This is a genomic window from Mammaliicoccus sp. I-M35, from assembly GCF_022386455.1.
GTDB lineage: Bacteria > Bacillota > Bacilli > Staphylococcales > Staphylococcaceae > Mammaliicoccus > Mammaliicoccus sciuri_A.
The window spans coordinates 119,947-139,272 of the sequence record NZ_JAJNIL010000005.1 but is presented as its reverse complement, the minus strand read 5'-3'; the positions used below and the strand labels follow the sequence as shown (position 1 = coordinate 139,272).

At 33.2% G+C, this 19,326-nt stretch carries 18 protein-coding genes; all 18 read right to left on the bottom strand.

What is annotated here, in order from left to right; genetic code table 11:
• Window positions 1-7 precede the first annotated feature (7 nt).
• On the bottom strand, window positions 8-1,294 hold the full coding sequence (gene rseP / locus LQ679_RS07435; RefSeq protein ID WP_058611079.1) for an RIP metalloprotease RseP: 1,287 nt from the start codon (window positions 1,292-1,294) through the stop codon (window positions 8-10).
• Between the two features lie 2 nt (window positions 1,295-1,296).
• Window positions 1,297-2,427 carry a 1-deoxy-D-xylulose-5-phosphate reductoisomerase gene (gene dxr, locus LQ679_RS07430; RefSeq protein WP_037587783.1) on the bottom strand — a complete coding sequence of 377 codons (1,131 nt, stop codon included), beginning with the start codon at window positions 2,425-2,427 and terminating at the stop codon, window positions 1,297-1,299.
• A 15-nt stretch (window positions 2,428-2,442) separates the two neighbouring features.
• Window positions 2,443-3,225, bottom strand: coding sequence for a phosphatidate cytidylyltransferase (locus LQ679_RS07425; RefSeq protein ID WP_037587782.1), 783 nt, complete (start codon window positions 3,223-3,225; stop codon window positions 2,443-2,445).
• 11 nt (window positions 3,226-3,236) lie between these two features.
• The gene (locus LQ679_RS07420; protein ID WP_025905327.1) at window positions 3,237-3,989 is read right to left on the bottom strand and encodes an isoprenyl transferase; all 753 of its coding nucleotides are present in this window, start codon (window positions 3,987-3,989) and stop codon (window positions 3,237-3,239) included.
• Window positions 3,990-4,129: 140 nt separating this feature from the next.
• Complete coding sequence (gene frr, locus LQ679_RS07415; RefSeq protein WP_037587780.1) at window positions 4,130-4,684, bottom strand: ribosome recycling factor; 555 nt, start codon at window positions 4,682-4,684, stop codon at window positions 4,130-4,132.
• Between the two features lie 17 nt (window positions 4,685-4,701).
• Complete coding sequence (pyrH, locus tag LQ679_RS07410) at window positions 4,702-5,424, bottom strand: UMP kinase (protein ID WP_025905325.1); 723 nt, start codon at window positions 5,422-5,424, stop codon at window positions 4,702-4,704.
• An 84-nt stretch (window positions 5,425-5,508) separates the two neighbouring features.
• Window positions 5,509-6,396 carry a translation elongation factor Ts gene (gene tsf / locus LQ679_RS07405; protein ID WP_204253025.1) on the bottom strand — a complete coding sequence of 296 codons (888 nt, stop codon included), beginning with the start codon at window positions 6,394-6,396 and terminating at the stop codon, window positions 5,509-5,511.
• Between the two features lie 93 nt (window positions 6,397-6,489).
• Window positions 6,490-7,266: a 30S ribosomal protein S2 gene (gene rpsB / locus LQ679_RS07400; RefSeq protein WP_025905323.1), complete on the bottom strand. Its 777-nt coding sequence runs from the start codon at window positions 7,264-7,266 to the stop codon at window positions 6,490-6,492.
• Window positions 7,267-7,423: 157 nt separating this feature from the next.
• Window positions 7,424-8,197: a GTP-sensing pleiotropic transcriptional regulator CodY gene (gene codY, locus LQ679_RS07395; protein ID WP_025905322.1), complete on the bottom strand. Its 774-nt coding sequence runs from the start codon at window positions 8,195-8,197 to the stop codon at window positions 7,424-7,426.
• An 18-nt stretch (window positions 8,198-8,215) separates the two neighbouring features.
• Complete coding sequence (gene hslU / locus LQ679_RS07390; protein ID WP_048542780.1) at window positions 8,216-9,598, bottom strand: ATP-dependent protease ATPase subunit HslU; 1,383 nt, start codon at window positions 9,596-9,598, stop codon at window positions 8,216-8,218.
• Window positions 9,599-9,635: 37 nt separating this feature from the next.
• Window positions 9,636-10,178 carry an ATP-dependent protease subunit HslV gene (gene hslV, locus LQ679_RS07385; RefSeq protein WP_037560086.1) on the bottom strand — a complete coding sequence of 181 codons (543 nt, stop codon included), beginning with the start codon at window positions 10,176-10,178 and terminating at the stop codon, window positions 9,636-9,638.
• Window positions 10,179-10,191: 13 nt separating this feature from the next.
• The gene (xerC, locus tag LQ679_RS07380; RefSeq protein ID WP_239762348.1) at window positions 10,192-11,073 is read right to left on the bottom strand and encodes a tyrosine recombinase XerC; all 882 of its coding nucleotides are present in this window, start codon (window positions 11,071-11,073) and stop codon (window positions 10,192-10,194) included.
• A 62-nt stretch (window positions 11,074-11,135) separates the two neighbouring features.
• Window positions 11,136-12,440 (bottom strand): FADH(2)-oxidizing methylenetetrahydrofolate--tRNA-(uracil(54)-C(5))-methyltransferase TrmFO, encoded by a 1,305-nt coding sequence (trmFO, locus tag LQ679_RS07375; protein ID WP_025905318.1) that lies wholly within the window; start codon window positions 12,438-12,440, stop codon window positions 11,136-11,138.
• A 186-nt stretch (window positions 12,441-12,626) separates the two neighbouring features.
• Entirely contained in the window at window positions 12,627-14,699 is a 2,073-nt protein-coding gene (topA, locus tag LQ679_RS07370; protein ID WP_126476481.1) for a type I DNA topoisomerase, read from the bottom strand.
• An 88-nt stretch (window positions 14,700-14,787) separates the two neighbouring features.
• Window positions 14,788-15,678, bottom strand: coding sequence for a DNA-processing protein DprA (dprA, locus tag LQ679_RS07365; RefSeq protein WP_159315112.1), 891 nt, complete (start codon window positions 15,676-15,678; stop codon window positions 14,788-14,790).
• Window positions 15,679-16,134: 456 nt separating this feature from the next.
• Window positions 16,135-17,034, bottom strand: coding sequence for a nuclease-related domain-containing protein (locus tag LQ679_RS07360; RefSeq protein ID WP_239762347.1), 900 nt, complete (start codon window positions 17,032-17,034; stop codon window positions 16,135-16,137).
• A gap of 178 nt (window positions 17,035-17,212) precedes the next feature.
• The gene (gene sucD / locus LQ679_RS07355; protein WP_025905314.1) at window positions 17,213-18,121 is read right to left on the bottom strand and encodes a succinate--CoA ligase subunit alpha; all 909 of its coding nucleotides are present in this window, start codon (window positions 18,119-18,121) and stop codon (window positions 17,213-17,215) included.
• Window positions 18,122-18,138: 17 nt separating this feature from the next.
• Window positions 18,139-19,305, bottom strand: a complete 1,167-nt coding sequence (gene sucC, locus LQ679_RS07350) for an ADP-forming succinate--CoA ligase subunit beta (protein WP_025905313.1) — start codon at window positions 19,303-19,305, stop codon at window positions 18,139-18,141.
• Window positions 19,306-19,326: the final 21 nt, after the last annotated feature.

Sequence of the window (19,326 nt, the reverse complement as noted above, 5' to 3'; positions counted from 1 at the left end):
CTATAAGCTACATGAAGTACCTTTGAATATCATTCCATGTAACCATAATCATTACAAATATTAAAAATACAGCACCAATTGAAAGCATAACCATTTCTGCTTTTTTATTAATCGGTCTTCTGAAAATCATTTCATAAATAACAAATAATAATCTTCCGCCATCTAAAGCTGGAATAGGTAATAAATTCATAATACCTAAGTTAACACTTAATAACGCTGTGTAACCCATTAATGTAATAAATCCTTGCTTCACAATAGAATCTACATTGCTATATATACCAACAGGTCCATTTAACATATCAAAGGAGAATCCACCCGTGAATATGCTCGTAATCAAGCCAAGAACTGCTTGGAATATTAATTGACCTGCCACTATTGTTTTTTCAATACCTGCAATTAATGGACCAAACACAGTGTGTTCTGTCGGTTGTGCAACACCGATAATGTATCGTGTTTCATATTTACCTTTACTAACTTCTAGTTTATCTTTTTTAGCTGCTACTTTGAAAGTCTTTTCTTGACCATCACGATCAACTTTAATTTCTACAGGTTCAGTTTTCTTCTCTTTAAAAATAGGTTGTAAATCTGTAAACTTTTGAATTTTTTGTCCATCTACTGATAAAATTTCGTCACCTTTTTTAATACCTGCAGTTTGTGCAGGAGCACCGTCTTCTAAATCTCCAAAAACTGGTTCATTCGTTGGCACACCATTCCAATAAGCAAGCCCAATAAAAATAACAAAAGCTAGAATAAAATTAAATAACGGACCTGCAAATAAAGTTAGGAATCTTTGATAAGGCTTTTTAGACATTAATTGTCTATCTTTAGGTGCAATTTGTATTAAATCTCCACCTTGAACAAAGTAAGCTTCTCTCGCTATTTTAAAATGATGTCTTTCTTCATCGCTTGCTGTAATACCTTCAATGAAAATATCATTTTCGAAATCACTATCTTTAATTTCAATATGTTCAATTTGTTGGAATTTATGTTGATCATCCATAATAACATGTGTTATTTCGTTTTGATCGTTTAATTTAATTGCGATATGCATACCTGGTGTTAATGGATTTTGTTCTAATCCATCTCCAGCCATTCTGACATAACCACCTACTGGAAGTAGTCTAATTGTATAAAGTGTTTCATTTTTCTTATATGAATATATTTTAGGTCCCATACCTATGGCAAACTCTGGGCACATGATACCTGCACGTTTCGCAAAGAACATATGTCCATATTCATGTACTGTCACTAATAGTCCAAATACAAAAATAAATGCTAATATTGTATAAATCACGCCTACACCCCGTAATCCTTAGATTTATATGTAGCATCAATTTTTAGAATCGTTTCTAAATCTGGATGCTCAATAACTTCATGGTTTTTCATTGCTTCCCCAATCATGTCTTCAATTTCCAAAAATGTTATTTCATTGTTTAAGAACTTATTTACAGCTACTTCATTTACAGCATTTAAAACAACGGGCATTGTGCCACCTATTTTAATGGCTTCATAAGCATACTGTATACATTTAAAGCGATCGAAATCCATTTCTTTAAAATTCAACTGTCCAATTTGAGCTAAATTTAATTTTTCTGCATCTCTTGTATATCTTTCTGGATATGTAAATGCATATTGAATGGGTGTTCTCATATCTGGTGTACCCAATTGTGCAATCACACTCGTATCCTTAAATTCAACCATAGAATGAATAATACTCTCTTTATGTAAGACAGTTTCAATTTGATCAATATCTAAATCAAATAACCATTTTGCTTCAATGACTTCTAAACCTTTATTCATCATTGTTGCAGAATCTATCGTAATCTTTTGCCCCATAGACCAGTTAGGATGGTTGAGCGCTTCATCACGTGTTACAGATTTGAGTTCTGTACGTGTTAAATCACGAAATGATCCGCCACTCGCAGTTATGATTAATTTATTAACCTGTTCTTTCTTCTCACCATTTAAACATTGAAATATTGCTGAGTGTTCTGAATCTACAGGTAGAATGTTAACATTATGTTCTCTAGCTTTTGACATCACAAGTTCACCAGCTGCAACTAAAGTCTCTTTATTCGCTAGTCCTATATCTATACCAGCTTCTATAGCTGCAATAGTAGGTCTTAAACCTATACTACCGACAATTGAATTTAATAAAATATCGGTATTATGGTATGTTGCAACTGCTAATAAACCTGCGTCCCCATGTACAATTTCAATATTTAAATGTTTAAGTTTATCTATATCTTCTTCATTTTGAACAGATATGAGTTCTGGATGAAATTCTTCAATTATATTCTGTGCATAAGCAATGTTTTTACCGACTGAAAATGCAACTAAATTAAATTGTGATGCATGTTCTCTTATAACATCTAATGCTTGCTGTCCAACAGAACCACTAGCTCCTAAAATAGCTATATTTTTCAAAGACTTCACCCCAATTTACAATTGAAATAGGAATAGATTTAACAGTGGTAATACAAAGATAAAGCTATCAAATCTATCTAATATACCACCATGTCCTGGCATAATATTCCCTGAATCTTTCACACCGAAATGTCTTTTAAGCCCTGATTCTACTAAGTCACCTAATTGTCCAAACATACTTAATAACATCGTTAATGGAATTAATAACCATAATGATACATCCATATCAAAATATTGTCCAAAAATAACTGCAACGATTAAACTTGAGAAAATGCCGCCAATAAATCCTTCAATCGTTTTGTTCGGACTAATTAATGGCCAAAGTTTATGTTTACCAAATAATCTACCAAATATATATGCACCTGTATCAGTTAACCACACTAATAATAATGCGAATAAGATAAATTGTAAGCCATGTTCTCTTGTCTCATAGAAATACATAAAGCCTATTCCGATATATGTAACGGACATGACACAGAAAGAGGCATCCATAAAATTAAATCTATTTTTAGACATCACTGTATAACTCAACATTAAGAAACTCATAACGATTAGAAGTCTAAGTTGAACACTTATATCGTTATTAATGAGTTCTTGAGGCAATAATATTATACATAGTGAAACAGTGGACAAAAAACCTGGTATAGAAATAATTGATAAATTATTCATATTTAAAATTTCTTTTAAAGCAATAATCGCTAATAAATACGCTAACGCTATTACGGGTAATCCACCATATATTACGACTGGAAGAAATACAGCCATAGCAACAATTGCCGATATTGTTCTTGTCTTCATTTTTATCTCCTTTACAGCCCACCAAATCTTCGTTGTCTCGACTGATAAATTTTTAAACAGTCTATGAGTGATTGTTCATCAAAATCTGGCCACAGTGTCTTAGTAAATATAAATTCACTATAAGATGATTGCCATATTAAAAAATTACTTAATCTTTCTTCACCTGATGTACGAATGAGCAACTCTGGATCTGGAATATCTGAAGTGAATAAATATTTCTTTATATTATCTTCACATAGATCATCAATTGTTAAATTGCCTTCTTCAACTTCATGGTAAAGTTCTTTAACAGCATTAAGAATTTCTGCTCTACCACCATAGTTCAACGCAAACACAAGATTTAGCCCTGTATTATGTTTCGTTTTTTCGATAGCTTCTTCAATTGCATTTTTAGTATGCTTCGGCAAAGCTTCGGTAAAACCAATTGTTGTGACTTTAACATTTTTTTCGATCAATTCAGGTAGAAAAGTCTTTAAAAAATCAACAGGTAATTTCATTAAATATTTCACTTCATCTTCTGGTCTCGACCAATTTTCCGTAGAAAAAGCATATAAAGTCAAATATTTCACACCTAAATCACTTGCTTTACGTGTTATTTTCTTAACCGTTTGCATACCTTCATAATGTCCTTTTATACGAGGCATTTTTCTATTTTTAGCCCATCTACCATTTCCGTCCATAATAATTGCTATATGTTCAGGTATCGATAATTCATTGTCTTGATTATTTATTTGTTGTTTTTGCTTTATAAACTTTTTTATCATAGCGTCCTCCATCAAACAAACGCGAATTTATATGTAAAATTAATTAAACATATCGTAATACATTTTATCACAAAAAGAGTGATTCTGTTATATATAAAGAAAAAACCGTACCAAAGTCTGATTTGGTACAGCTCTTATCTTTAAACTTCCAAAATGTCATTTTCTTTTTGAGTCGTTAAATCATCTATTTGTTTGATGAAATCATTTGTAATGTTTTGAACTTCTTCAGTTTGATTTCTTAAATCATCTTCTGTAATTTCGCCATTTTTTTCTTGTTTCTTCAAATCTTCATTTGAATCACGACGAACATTACGAATTGCAACTTTAGCATTTTCAGCTTCTTTTTTAGCTTCTTTTACTAATTCTTTTCTGCGTTCTTCAGTTAATGCTGGTACTGAAATTCTAATAACTGTACCATCACTTGTTGGATTAACACCTAAGTTAGCAGCATTTATTGCTTTAAGTACATCATCAACTGATGATTTGTCATATGGTTGAACAACTAACAAACGCGCTTCAGGTACTGAGATACCTGCTAATTGTTGAATAGGTGTTGGAACACCGTAGTACTCAACATTTACTCTTTCTAAAAGATTTGCATTTGCATGTCCAGTTCTAATACCAGCTAAATCTCTATTGAAACTTTCAATAGTTTTGTTCATTTTTGACTTCGTTTCTTGAATAACATCTGCCATGGAATTACACCTCAAGTTTATTTTGTAATAATCGTACCGATTTCTTCACCTTGAACAGCACGTTTAATATTTCCTTCTTCCATAATTGAGAATACAACAAGTGGGATATCATTGTCCATACAGAATGATGAAGCAGTTGAATCCATAACTTGTAATCCTTCTTGTAACATTTGAATATATGTTAATCTTTCGTATTTTTCTGCTTTAGGATCTACTTTAGGGTCAGCAGAATAAACACCATCAACATTGTTTTTACCCATTAAGATAACGTCAGCCTCAACTTCAGCTGCTCTTAAAGCTGCAGTCGTATCTGTAGAGAAGTAAGGATTCCCTATTCCCGCTGCAAATATAACGACTCTCTTTTTCTCTAAGTGACGAATCGCACGTCTTCTAATATATGGTTCAGCAACTTGTTTCATTTCGATTGAAGTTAATACACGAGTATCACAATCTAATTGTTCTAAACTATCTTGTAATGCTAAAGCATTCATTACAGTGGCTAACATGCCCATATAATCAGCTGTTCCACGATCCATACCTAAATCGCTTCCAGTTTTACCTCTCCAAATGTTTCCACCACCAACGATTACAGCAACTTCGCAATCCATTTGAGCAACTTCTGACACTTGTTGAGCGATACTTTTAATTACGACTGGGTTAATGCCAAACCCTGAATCTCCTGCTAAAGCTTCACCACTTAGTTTTAATACGACGCGTTTATATTTAGAATTCTTAGTCATCTTGATCCCTCTCTATGCTTATAATTAGGTCTTTATATATAACGAAAGAAGACACAAAGCGTGTCTTCTTCCTAAAAAGCAATCTTAGTTGCCTTTCATTTGTCCTTTTACTTCATCAGCAAAGTTATCAGAACGTTTCTCGATACCTTCCCCAACTTCGTAACGAACGAAATCTACAAGCACGCCACCGTCTGTTTTTAAGAATTCAGCAACAGTTTGGTCTGGATTTTTAACGAATGCTTGGTCAACAGCACAGATTTCTTCTAAATATTTACGCATTCTACCTTCAACCATTTTTTCAACGATATTTTCAGGTTTACCTTCATTTAAAGCTTGTTGTTTTAAAATTTCTTTTTCGTGAGCTAATTCTTCTTCAGATACTTGGTCACGAGAAACAAATTTAGGGTTTAATGCAGCGATGTGCATAGCAACGTCTTTAGCTGCTTCTTCATTTGTTGAACCTTCAACAACAGTTAATACACCAATACGTCCACCCATGTGTAAGTACTCACCGAATGAATCGTTATCAGTTTTTGTTTTTAATGTAAATCTACGTAAAGTTAATTTTTCACCAATAGTAGAGATAGCTTCGTTCATTTTTTCTTCAACAGTTTGACCACTAGCTAATTTTGAAGCGTTTAATTCATCAACATCAGCTGGTTTAACATCAAGAATATGATCAGCCATTTCTTTAACTAAGTTTTGGAAACCTTCGTTACGAGCAACGAAGTCAGTTTCTGAGTTTAATTCAAGAATTACTGCATCGTTACCTTTAGATGCAACAAAAGTAGTACCTTCTGCAGCAATACGGTCTGCTTTCTTAGCAGCTTTAGCGATACCTTTTTCACGTAAGTAATCTACCGCTTTATCGATGTCACCATCAGTTTCTGTTAAAGCTTTTTTACAGTCCATCATACCTGCGCCAGTTTTTTCACGTAGTTCTTTAACAAGTTTAGCTGAAATAGCCATAATCTAATTCCTCCATTTATTCAAATAATATATTGTTTATCTTAAATCTTTCTAAAAAAAGGTGATAAGTTATAGAACCTTATCACCTTTTTGAAATTATGCTTCAGTAGTTTCAGTTGATTCTTCTTCAGGTGCTTGTTCTGTTTCGTTTAAGTCGATGTTTTGCTCTTCAGCAACATCTTCATTTGAAACGCCTTGTTGACCTTCTAAAATAGCATCAGCCATTTTACCAGTTAACAATTTAACAGCACGAATAGCATCATCGTTCGCAGGGATAACATAGTCGATTTCATCTGGGTCACAGTTTGTATCAACAATACCAACGATTGGAATGTTTAATTTACGTGCTTCAGCAATCGCATTACGCTCTTTACGAGGGTCTACTACGAATAATGCTTGAGGCATTGATTTCATATCACGAATACCGCCTAAGAATTTGATTAAACGGTTATATTCTTTTTTAAGTTCTACAACTTCTTTTTTAGGTAATACATCAAACGTACCGTCTTCTTCCATTTTTTCAATTTCAGAAATACGTTTTACACGTTTAGAGATTGTTTTATAGTTAGTTAAGATACCACCTAACCATCTTTGGTTAATGTAGTAGTGTCCAGCACGCTCAGCTTCTTCTTTAACTGACTCTTGTGCTTGTTTTTTAGTACCTACGAATAATACTTTACCGCCTTCTTCAGAAACAGATTTAATAAAGTTGTATGCTTCGTCAACTTTTTTAACTGTTTTTTGTAAATCGATAATGTAGATACCGTTTCTTTCTGTGAAAATGTATTTTTTCATTTTTGGGTTCCAACGGCGTGTTTGGTGACCGAAGTGAACACCTGCTTCAAGCAATTGTTTCATTGAGATAACTGCCATGATAATTCCTCCTAATTGGTTTTATTCCGCCATAAACACTTATTATAGAAACAACTTAGTTAAGTTGCACCAATCCATAATTTTTGTGATTATGTGTGAATTTGGCTTTTATAGCCGTTTTCAAATATATCATATCTTATTCTGTTCATCAAGTATTTTATTTAGATAATCCTAACTCATCTAAGAATTTTTCTTTTTTAATTCTAATGAATGTACCCTTCATACCTAAAGAACGAGATTCAATTACGCCAGCACTTTCTAATTTTCTTAATGCATTGACGATAACTGATCTTGTAATACCTACTCTATCAGCAACTTTAGAAGCAACTAATAAACCTTCAGGTGCACCAAGTTCTTCAAAGATATGTTCAATCGCTTCTCTTTCTGAATATGAAAGTGAATTAATTGCCATATTGATTGCTGCTTTATCTCTAGCTTCTTGTTCAATTTCATTATGTTTTTCTCTTAATATTTCCATACCAATAACAGTAGCTGCATATTCACCAAGTACTAAATCGTTGTCATTGAAATCTTGAGATACACGTCCAACTACTAATGTACCTAAACGTTCACCACCACCAAGGATTGGGAAAATTGTTGTTTGACTATCAACGAATAATTCTTTATTTTCTGGTGGGAATACAGTTAATACTTCTTCAATACCGATATTTGATTTCGTTTGTTCTACATGCATTAATTGATCAGTATATTCTTTAGGAATATGTCTGTCTTCTAACATTTTGATAATACGTTCATTGCTTAATAATTCATTTAAACTTGAACCTAAAATTTTACCTCTTCTTGATACGATGAATACGTTTGTCACCGTTACATCACTGATAGTTTTAGCCATATCTTTAAAGTCTACAGCAATACCTTTATGCTTTTGTAATAACGTATTTAATTCTCTTGTCTTTGATAATAAACTCATTTAATTTTTTCTCCTTTTTTATAGAATAAACGCGCTTAAATCTTTATTTGTCGCAATAGATTCTAATTTTTGATTAACATATTCAGGTGTTATATCTACAACTGCATTTGGCATATTTGAAGCTTCAAAAGAAAGATCTTCTAGCATTTTTTCAAGTATAGTATGCAGTCTTCTTGCACCGATATTATCTGTCTCTTGGTTAACTTGAAAAGCAATTTCAGCTAAACGATTAATGGCTTCATCTGTAAAGTTGATTGTCACCATCTCAGTTTCCAACAATGCTTTGTATTGATCAAGAAGCGATTGTTTCGGTTCTTTTAATATTTTAACGAAATCTTCAGTAGTTAAACTATCTAATTCAACACGAATTGGAAATCTACCTTGTAACTCAGGTATTAAATCACTTGGTTTAGACATATGGAATGCACCTGCACCAATAAATAAAATGTGCTCAGTATTAATTGAACCATATTTCGTTTGAACGACACTACCTTCAACAATTGGTAATATATCTCTTTGTACACCTTGTCGAGATACATCTTGTCCACCATTACTGTTGCTCACAGCAATTTTATCGATTTCATCGATGAATACCATACCCATTTGTTCAGTTAATTGAATTGCTTCTTCGTTAACTGACTCTTGATCAATCAATTCATTCGCAATCTCATCTGTTAAAATTTTTCGTGCTGATTTAACTGGCAAGTTTCTTTCAACTTTTTTCTTAGGCATCATTTGGCTAAGCATATCTTGCATTTGAGGGTTATTTTCCATACCCATCATGCCTAACGTTTGTTGTTCTTGTTCTACTTTTATTTTAACGATTTCTTCTTCAAGTTCACCGTTTAATAATTGTTTTTTAATATCTTCACGTTTTGTTTTTATCTCTTCAGTTGGTGTTTCTTCAACTTCTTCTTGTTGATTGAAGTTCGGGAATTGTCCACCAAATAATGACTCTAACGGATTATTACTATTACTTTGTGCTTTTTTCTTCATGCTTGGCACAAGCAATTTCACTAATTTTTCATTAGCTTTTTGAGTTGCCTCATCAAGTACGCCTTTTTTCTTTTCTTCTTTAACAAGTCGACGACCAACTTCAACAAGGTCACGTATCATACTTTCAACATCTCGACCTACATAACCTACTTCAGTAAATTTAGTAGCTTCTACTTTTACAAAAGGTGCACCAACTAATCTAGCCATTCTTCTAGCTATTTCAGTCTTACCTACACCTGTAGGACCTATCATGAGAATGTTTTTAGGTATGATTTCGTTTCTAAGTTGTTCATCTAATAAACTTCGTCTATAGCGATTTCTTAGAGCAATTGCTACTTTACGTTTAGCATCTTGTTGACCAATGATATGATCATTTAATCGATCAACGATATCATGCGGTGTCATTTTTAATTGATTTTGTGACAACCTTAAACCCCTCCAATTATATTTCTTCAACTTTTATTTCATGGTTTGTAAACACACAAATATCTGCAGCCGTATTAAGTGAAGCTTCTGCAATTTCTTTAGCCGATAAATGAGGTGCATATGACTTAAGCGCTCTACCAGCACTTAAAGCGTAATTACCACCAGAACCAATAGCAATGATACCATCATCTGGCTCAATCACTTCTCCAGTACCACTTACGACTAATAAATCCGTCTCATTCATAACAATGAGCATCGCTTCAAGTTGACGTAACATTTTATCTCCACGCCATTCTTGAGCAAGCTCAACTGCAGCTCGCGTTAAATTACCGCTATATTCTTGTAATTTAACTTCAAATTTTTCGAATAAAGTAAATGCGTCTGCAACGCTGCCAGCGAAACCAGCAACAACTTTATCATGATATAATCTTCTAACTTTTCTTGCTGTTTGTTTCATGATGACTTGCTCACCTAATGTAACTTGACCGTCACCTGCCATTGCAGAATGACCATTATGTCTTATTGCAAATATAGTTGTAGCATGTAATGAAGAACTCATTATCAAATCTCCTTTACGCACGTGGATGTGCTGATAAGTATACTTTTCTTAATTGATCTTTTGTAACATGTGTATATTGACTTGTCGTTGATAAACTTTCATGTCCCAGTAAACTTTGAACACTTCTCATATCGGCTCCTTGATTTAGCAAATGTGTTGCAAAAGTATGCCTTAATTTATGAGGGTGAATATGATACACACCTTGCGTTCTCTTTACGATTTCGTTGAGTGCATATCTAACACCACGTTCAGTTATAGGTTTACCTCTCATGTTCACTATCAAGAAATCATGATCTAAATGCATCTGACTTCTAAATTGTTCAATATAGTCAACGATTGCACTTTGACAATACTCTCCAAAAGGAACGATACGTTCTTTATTCCCTTTACCTAGCACTTTGACAAATGCATAATTCAAATCAATATCACTCATTTGAATATGAACTAATTCTGACACTCGAATACCTGTCGCATAAAGCAACTCAAGAATGACGCGATCTCTTATATTCGTTTTTTTACCATCATCAAGTGTTTTAAATAGCTTTTCCATTTCTTCTTCATAGAAAAAGCTTGGTAAATGATGTTCTTTTTTGGGATGTACAAGTTGAATAAATGGATTCTGAATTTCGCTATCAACACTCATCCAATATTGATAAAAAGATCTTAATGTAGAAATTTTACGCGAAACACTCGTCCTTTTATGTCCTTTATCATACAAAAACGCAAGGTATCTCCTTGCATCTTTATATTCAAATGATTCTAAAGATAAATGTTCTGATTGTAAAAAATCATTAAATTCATTCAAATCAAGTTGATATGCATTTAAAGTATGGGTGGAAAAATGTTTTTCATAAGTTAACATATCAACAAACTGTTGTTCAATTGTATGTACCATAACTCATTCCTCCCATTTTATCTGAATTGTATCACAATTCTAAAAAATCTTAAAATAATTTACTAAAGCATTACTTTAAATGAATCTAAATGTTTTAATGCACGATTTGCAAGTGTTTCATATCTTTCTTTCTTATCTTTAATACGTTTTTCTAATGTAGGTAATAAACCAAAGTTCGCATTCATCGGTTGGAAGTTCTTATTATTATTCGCATGTGTAATGTAATAAGCCATACTTCCGATTACTGTTTCTCGAGGGAAAACGATTGGATCAAGACCTGAAACGAGTTTACTTGCATTAATTCCTGCAATCAGTCCACTTGCTGCACTTTCAACATATCCTTCTACACCTGTCATTTGACCAGCAAAGAATAAATCTTCTCTTGATTTTAATTGATAAGTTTCTTTAAGCGCGTTTGGTGAATTAATAAATGTATTTCGATGCATCACGCCGTAACGTACGATATCAACATTTTCTAATCCAGGTATAAGAGAAATAACTTCTTTTTGCGCGCCCCATTTTAAATGTGTTTGGAATCCTACAATATTATATAACGTTCCAGCTGCGTCATCTTGTCTTAATTGAACAACTGCATATGGTCTTTTACCAGTTTTAGGATCTTCTAAACCTACAGGCTTCATAGGACCAAATAATAAAGTTTTCTTACCACGTTCAGCCATTACTTCAAATGGCATACAACCTTCAAAATAAATTTCTTTTTCGAATTCTTTTAATGGCACAACTTCAGCATTTATAAGTGCATCATAAAAAGTATTGAATTCTTCTTCAGTCATTGGACAATTCAAGTACGCTGCATCACCTTTGTCATAGCGTGATTTCAAATATACTTTATCCATGTTAATAGATTCTTTTTCAATAATTGGTGCAGCTGCATCATAGAAGTACAGTTGTTCTTCACCTGTAATATTCATAATTTGTTTCGTTAAACTTTCTGTCGTTAAAGGACCAGTTGCAATAATTGTTGGTCCGTCAGGAATCTCAGTAATCTCTTCATTCTTTACAGTAATATTCGGATGATTCTTAAGCGTATCTGTAATGTATCCCGCAAAATCATGTCGATCGACAGCAAGTGCACCTCCCGCTGGTACACGCGCATTATCTGCTGCTTTTATAATTAATGAATCTAATTGTCTCATTTCTTCTTTTAAGACACCGACAGCATTTGTTAATTGATTACCTCTTAGAGAATTAGAACATACAAGTTCTGCAAATTTATCTGTATGATGCGCTGGTGTTTGTTTTACCGGTCTCATTTCATATAGATTAACGTTGAATCCTCTCTTGGCAATTTGGTATGCCGCTTCTGAACCTGCTAATCCAGCACCGATAACATTTATTGAAGTCATTATTTATGCCTCCTTGATTTTCGAATTTTTTTATTCCATATTGAATTGTATAACAAATCTGAATTTAATCAAATGATAAAGTGATGATAAATTTTAAAAATTAGTGACGTTTTACTATTAAAACATTAAATCAAAAAACAAGTGCAAAAAGTTATCATTAAAATAACTTTTTGCACTGTATTATAACTATTTTTGTTCTTGCTCTTTATAATCACAATTTGGACATATAACTTGAGCTGATTTTCCTTTTTTACGTTCAACAAGTACTGTTTCACATTTAGGACATGAACGGTCTAAAGGTTTATCCCATGATGTATAATCACATTCTGGGTATCTTGAACAACCATAGAATACTCTATTCTTTTTAGATTTACGTTCAACTACTTCGCCCTCTTTACATTTAGGACATTTAACGCCAATCGTTTTAATGATTGCTTTCGTATTTCTACAATCTGGGAAATTTGAACAAGCCATAAACTTACCGTATCGGCCCATTTTATAAACCATTGGTGAACCACATAATTCGCAATCCTCACCAGCCGGTTCATCTTTGATTTCAATTTTCTCCATTTCTTCTTCTGCTCTTGCTACATCGATTTTAAAGTTTTCATAGAACATATCTATGACTTTCTTCCACTCAATTTCACCATCTGCTACTTTATCTAGCAATGTTTCCATATTAACTGTAAAGTCAACATCTATAATTTCAGGGAAGTATTCTTTAACTGACTCATGTACGATTTCTCCTAACTCTGTAGGTACAAATCTTTTCTGGTCTAATTTTACGTAGTTTCTTTTTTGAATCGTATCGATTGTAGGTGCATAAGTTGAAGGTCTACCGATTTTTAATTCTTCTAAAGTTTTAACCAATCGTGCTTCAGTGTATCGTGGTGGTGGTTGAGTAAAATGTTGTTTTGGATCGATTTTCTCAGCCGTAACGATATCACCTTTTTCTAACGGTGGTAATTTACCTTCTTTTTCTTCATCAGTATCATCTTTAGCTTCAACGTATACTTTCATGAAACCTTTAAATTTGATTGTTTGACCATTTGCTCTGAATTTCAAATCGCCTTGAGTAATATCTGCCGCAACTGTATCAGCAATAGCAGGTGCCATTTGACTTGCCATAAAACGTTCCCAAATCAATTTATATAATCGATATTGATCTCTAGATAAGAATGTTTTCATCTGATCTGGTGTACGTTCCACACTTGTCGGTCTAACTGCTTCATGGGCATCTTGTGCGCCTTGTTTACCTTTTGCTGCTTTTGTTTTAGATAAATACTCTTTACCGTACTCTTTTTCAATAAATGATGCTGCTTCAGCTTGAGCACTATCAGCTATACGTGTAGAGTCCGTTCTCATATACGTAATCAAACCAACAGTACCTTGTTTTTTCAAATCTATACCTTCGTATAATTGTTGTGCTAACATCATTGTTTTTCTAGCTTTAAAATTCAACTTACGTGATGCTTCTTGTTGTAAAGATGAAGTTGTAAATGATTTCGCAGGATATCTTAATTTTTCTTTCTTAGTAACTTGCGTAACTTCAAATTTATCCCCATCTAATTGTGTTGTAATTTTTTGTACGTCTTTTTCATTTTTTAATTTAACGGGTTTACTTTTCTCATGTAAAAACTTCGCACTAAATGTTTTAGTTTTATGTTTAAATAAACCTTCAATAGTCCAGTATTCTTCTGGATTAAAATTATTAATTTCGTTTTCACGATCAATAACGAGTCTTAATGCAACAGATTGTACTCGACCTGCTGACAAACCTTTTTTAACTTTTTTCCATAACACTGGAGAAATATTATACCCAACAAGTCTATCTAGTACACGTCTTGCTTGTTGTGCATCAACTAACTCATGTTCTATTTCTCTAGGATGCTTAAAACTATCTTTTACTGCATCTTTTGTAATTTCGTTAAATACGACTCTTGATTTTTTATTTTCATCTATATCTAATATATGTGCTAAATGCCACGCAATTGCTTCACCTTCACGATCGGGGTCACTTGCGAGATAAACGTTTTTTGCTTTTTTTGCATAGCGTTTTAAATCTTTTACAACTGGCCCTTTGCCGCGAATCGTAATATATCTAGGTTCATAATTATTTTCAACATCTACGCCCATTTGACTACGAGGTAAATCTCTAACATGCCCCATAGATGCAACGACTTTATATTTTTTTCCTAAATATTTTTCAATGGTTTTTGCTTTTGCGGGCGATTCAACGATGACAAGATTTTCTGCCAAAGTAAGTCCCCCTTGCTATTCTATTGATTACAAATGTAAATGATAAACTGATAAATTCAGCTTTGTCAATTAAAACATTTTATAAAATTTATTTTTGTTCAGTAAATATACAATAATCCTCAATGATATCTTGAGCATTTTGTACGAGCTTGGCACCTTCTTTTATTCTATTATTGCCACCTTTGCTTAGAGATTGAAAAATCGTGCCCGGGCAACAATATACATTTCTATTTTGTTCCAATGCCAAGTCTATCGTGATTAAAGAACCACTACGTTCATTTGCTTCAGTTACTAATACACCTTGTGACAATCCACTAATAATACGATTTCTTTCTGGGAAACGCCATTTTTGAACTTTCGTTGTTGGATAATACTCAGATATAACAAGATGATCTTTACGCATCAGTTCACTTATATATTGTGTCGCTTTAGGATAATGGTAATCTAAACCAAATGCAGCAACACCTATAGTTTGACCACTATACTCTATCGCTTTTAAATGTGCAAAATAATCTGCTCCCATGGCCATTCCAGAAACAATTGTAATATGCGACTTAACCAGTCCTGGCACGATAGCATCACAAATTTGTTCTGAATATTGAGTAGCCTTCCTTGAACCGACTATAGCCAATTTTTGTTTATTTTGCAATAACGACATATTACCCATTCCAAAAAGTACAAGCGGATAATCATAAATTTCCTTCAATAAAGTTGGATAACAATCCTCATCAGAAAACACCATTTGAATATTTCTTTTCTTTAATGAAGAACGTATTTTATCTATATGACTATCATTATATTTGTGATACATCGTTAATATTGTTCTCTCTTTAAAACCACTTTTATATACAAAATCAATAAACGCAGTTCTATATGAAAGAAAATTTAACTCAGGATCATAACGAATCATCTTGTGAATTTGATTAGTCGTAAAACCACTGTAAATTAATTTTAAAATTGATTGTTGATAATCATTCATAAATATACACCTCTTATAATGTAGATTTTTTCTGTTTTTTTGGGGGGCGGCTAACGATCTTGTTTTGGTTTCTTGAGCGTTAGAATTTCTAACGATCTTGTTTTTTAGTCTTGATCGTTAGCGCGGGGCTCACCCCTCATTTTTTAAATTTTTTTACGGCTAACGATCTTGTGTTAGTTTCTTGAGCGTTAGAATTTCTAACGATCTTGTTTTTCAGTCTTGATCGTTAGCGCGGGGGTCACTTCTCATTTTTTAATTTTTTTAACGGCTAACGATCTTGTTTTACTTTCTTGAGCGTTAGAATTTCTAACGATCTTGTTTTCCACTCTTGAGCGTTAGCACGACGGTCACCCCTCATTTTTTTAAATTTTTTTACGGCTAACGATCTTGTTTTGGTTTCTTGAGCGTTAGAATTTCTAACGATCTTGTTTTTCAGTCTTGATCGTTAGCGCCGCATCACCTACTAAATTCTTCTAAATAATACGTCTTATACCTTTGACCTTTACTCTTAAAATATTGATTGCATATTCTTTTTACAGTTTGAACATTATTCGCCTCACACCATTCAACTGCTTCTGGTATTGTAAATCCTTCTTTTCCTTTTATTATGCCTAGTTCTATTATGTTGAAATAGTAAATTTCCACTCTTTTAAAAGTTTTTAAACAATTTTTACAAGGCATAATCTTCTTCTTTTCTTCAATTATAATAGTATGTAACTTTTTACATTCTGGACATTTTATACCTTTAGTTATCTTATTAAAAGCGACTCTTTCGACTGGTTTAAATCTATGAGAAAATATTTGCTGCTTAGCTAAAATTTGCTGAAGTATATGCTTATCTTTATCGATTTGTTGAGATTGAAATAGCTGTGGAAATTTATAAAATTCAGATCGCAATAGTACTTGCGAGCGGTTTGGTATGTGGTTTCTTAGTGTAAATGTGGGATTTGAAAATACTAAATAGTGATTTATTGGTAGGTTTAGATTGATTTCTTGAAGTATTGATTGGAGGGTATTTTTAGCTTTGTATAATTGTACAAATGGTGATGTGTAACGTTTATTATAAGAACTCTTTATATAGCTGTCATAGATTTCGAAATCACCATAGTAGTGTTTAACTTCTAATATACTTATTTGACTGTTATGTATGATTAAAAAATCTATTTGTACTGCATTTGAAGATACAAATTCAAGATTATGACTAAACACAATTTGATGTTGTTGCTTTAGTAGATTTTCTACTAGTTGTTCGCCTTCATAACCTTTAAATTTATTCATGATTTCAAAATCATGACTGTCTTCATTTAATCTTGATGTTAGTGCATTTACATATGCTGTTTCATCGTTAAATTTCATGCCTCACTCCTGTTTGTTAATATTTTACATATATTATAGTTTATGCATTTAATATTGTCTACAAAAAAACCACTAACAAACTAAAATTCAGTTCATTAGTGGGATATATAAATTAAAACACCAAATAAGCACAGTGCTTTTCTATTGTAGAAAGACACTGTACTTATATATATGGTTATTATTTAACTGTTAAACATTTTTCGTATAAACCGTCTTCTTTTTTAATACGGTTTATAAGTGTTTCAGCGATAACAGATGGTGTATCTGCTGTATCAATACCACAGTCATTTAAAGTTTTGATTTTTTCAGATGCAGTACCTTTACCGCCTGAAATGATTGCACCAGCGTGACCCATACGTTTACCTGGAGGTGCTGTTTGACCACCAATGAATCCTACTACTGGTTTTGTCATGTTAGCTTTAATCCATTCAGCTGCTTCTTCTTCAGCAGTACCACCGATTTCACCAATCATAACAACTGCATATGTTTCGTCATCTTCATTAAATGCTTTTAATACATCAATGAAGTCTGTACCATTAACTGGGTCTCCACCAATACCAACTGCTGTCGTTTGACCGATACCAGCTTGAGTTAATTGATGAACCGCTTCATATGTTAATGTACCTGAACGTGAAACTACGCCTACGTGACCTTTTTTATGGATGTAACCAGGCATAATACCAATTTTACATTCATCTGCAGTGATCACACCAGGACAGTTTGGTCCTACTAAGCGAGTTTTCTTACCTTCTAAGTATCTCTTAACTTTAATCATATCAATAACAGGAATATGTTCTGTGATACAAATAGCTAAGTCTAATTCAGCATCTGCACTTTCAATAATTGCATCAGCCGCAAATGGAGCTGGTACATATATTACTGAAACAGTTGCGCCAGTTTCAGCGACTGCTTCTTCTATAGTGTTAAATACTGGTACACCTTCAACCACTTGCCCACCTTTACCAGGTGTTACCCCAGCAACGATTTGAGTACCGTATTCTAGCATTTGTTTAGTATGGAAAAGTGCTGTTGCACCCGTAATACCTTGAACTAATACTTTTGTATTTTTATCGATGTATACACTCACGTAACTCTCCGCCTTTCTTATCGTTCTTGAACTAATTTAACAATTTTTTGAGCACCATCAGCCATGATAGATGCTGGCTCGATTGCTAAACCAGATTCTTTTAAGATTTGTTTACCTTGTTCAACATTAGTACCTTCAAGTCTTACAACTAAAGGCATATCTAATTCAACTTCTTTAGCAGCAGCTACGATACCTTCAGCAATGACATCACATTTCATGATTCCACCAAAGATATTTACAAAGATACCTTCAACTTGTGAATCACCTAAGATGATTTTGAATGCTTCAGTAACTTTTTCTTTTGTTGCGCCGCCCCCAACGTCAAGGAAGTTAGCCGGATTACCGCCAAAGTGATTAATTGTATCCATCGTAGCCATAGCTAAGCCAGCTCCGTTTACCATACAACCAATGTTTCCATCTAGTGCGATATAAGATAAGTCGTATTTAGAAGCTTCGATTTCTTTTTCATCTTCTTCTTCTAAATCACGCATTTCAACGATATCTTTATGTCTAAATAAAGCATTATCATCGAAGTTTACTTTTGCATCTAGTGCTAATACTTCACCACTACCTGTTGTAACAAGTGGGTTAATTTCAACAATTGAGCAGTCTTTTTCTACAAACACATTATATAAAGACATCATTAATTTAACAGCTTTGTTAACTGATTCTTTAGGGATGTTAATATTAAATGCTATTCTTCTAGCTTGGTATGGCATTAATCCAGTAACAGGATCAATCACTTCTTTGAAGATTTTTTCAGGTGTTGCTGCTGCAACTTCTTCAATTTCAGTTCCGCCTTCTTCTGAAGCCATTAAAGTAATTCTGTCTGTAGCTCTATCGATAACGAATCCAATGTAATATTCTTTTTGAATATCGCATCCTTCTTCGATAAGAAGACGTTTTACTTCTTTACCTTCAGGGCCAGTTTGATGTGTAACAAGTACTTTGCCTAATAATTCTTTAGCATATTCACGTACTTCATCAATTGATTTAGCAATTTTAACGCCACCAGCTTTACCACGTCCACCAGCATGGATTTGCGCTTTAACAACATATACATTTGAATCTAATTCTTTCGCTTTTTCTACTGCTTCAGCAGGTGAAAAAGCCACTGAACCATTAGGTACAGCTACGCCCATAGAGCGAAAAATCTCTTTACCTTGATACTCATGGATATTCATTCTCCATCCTCCTAATACATA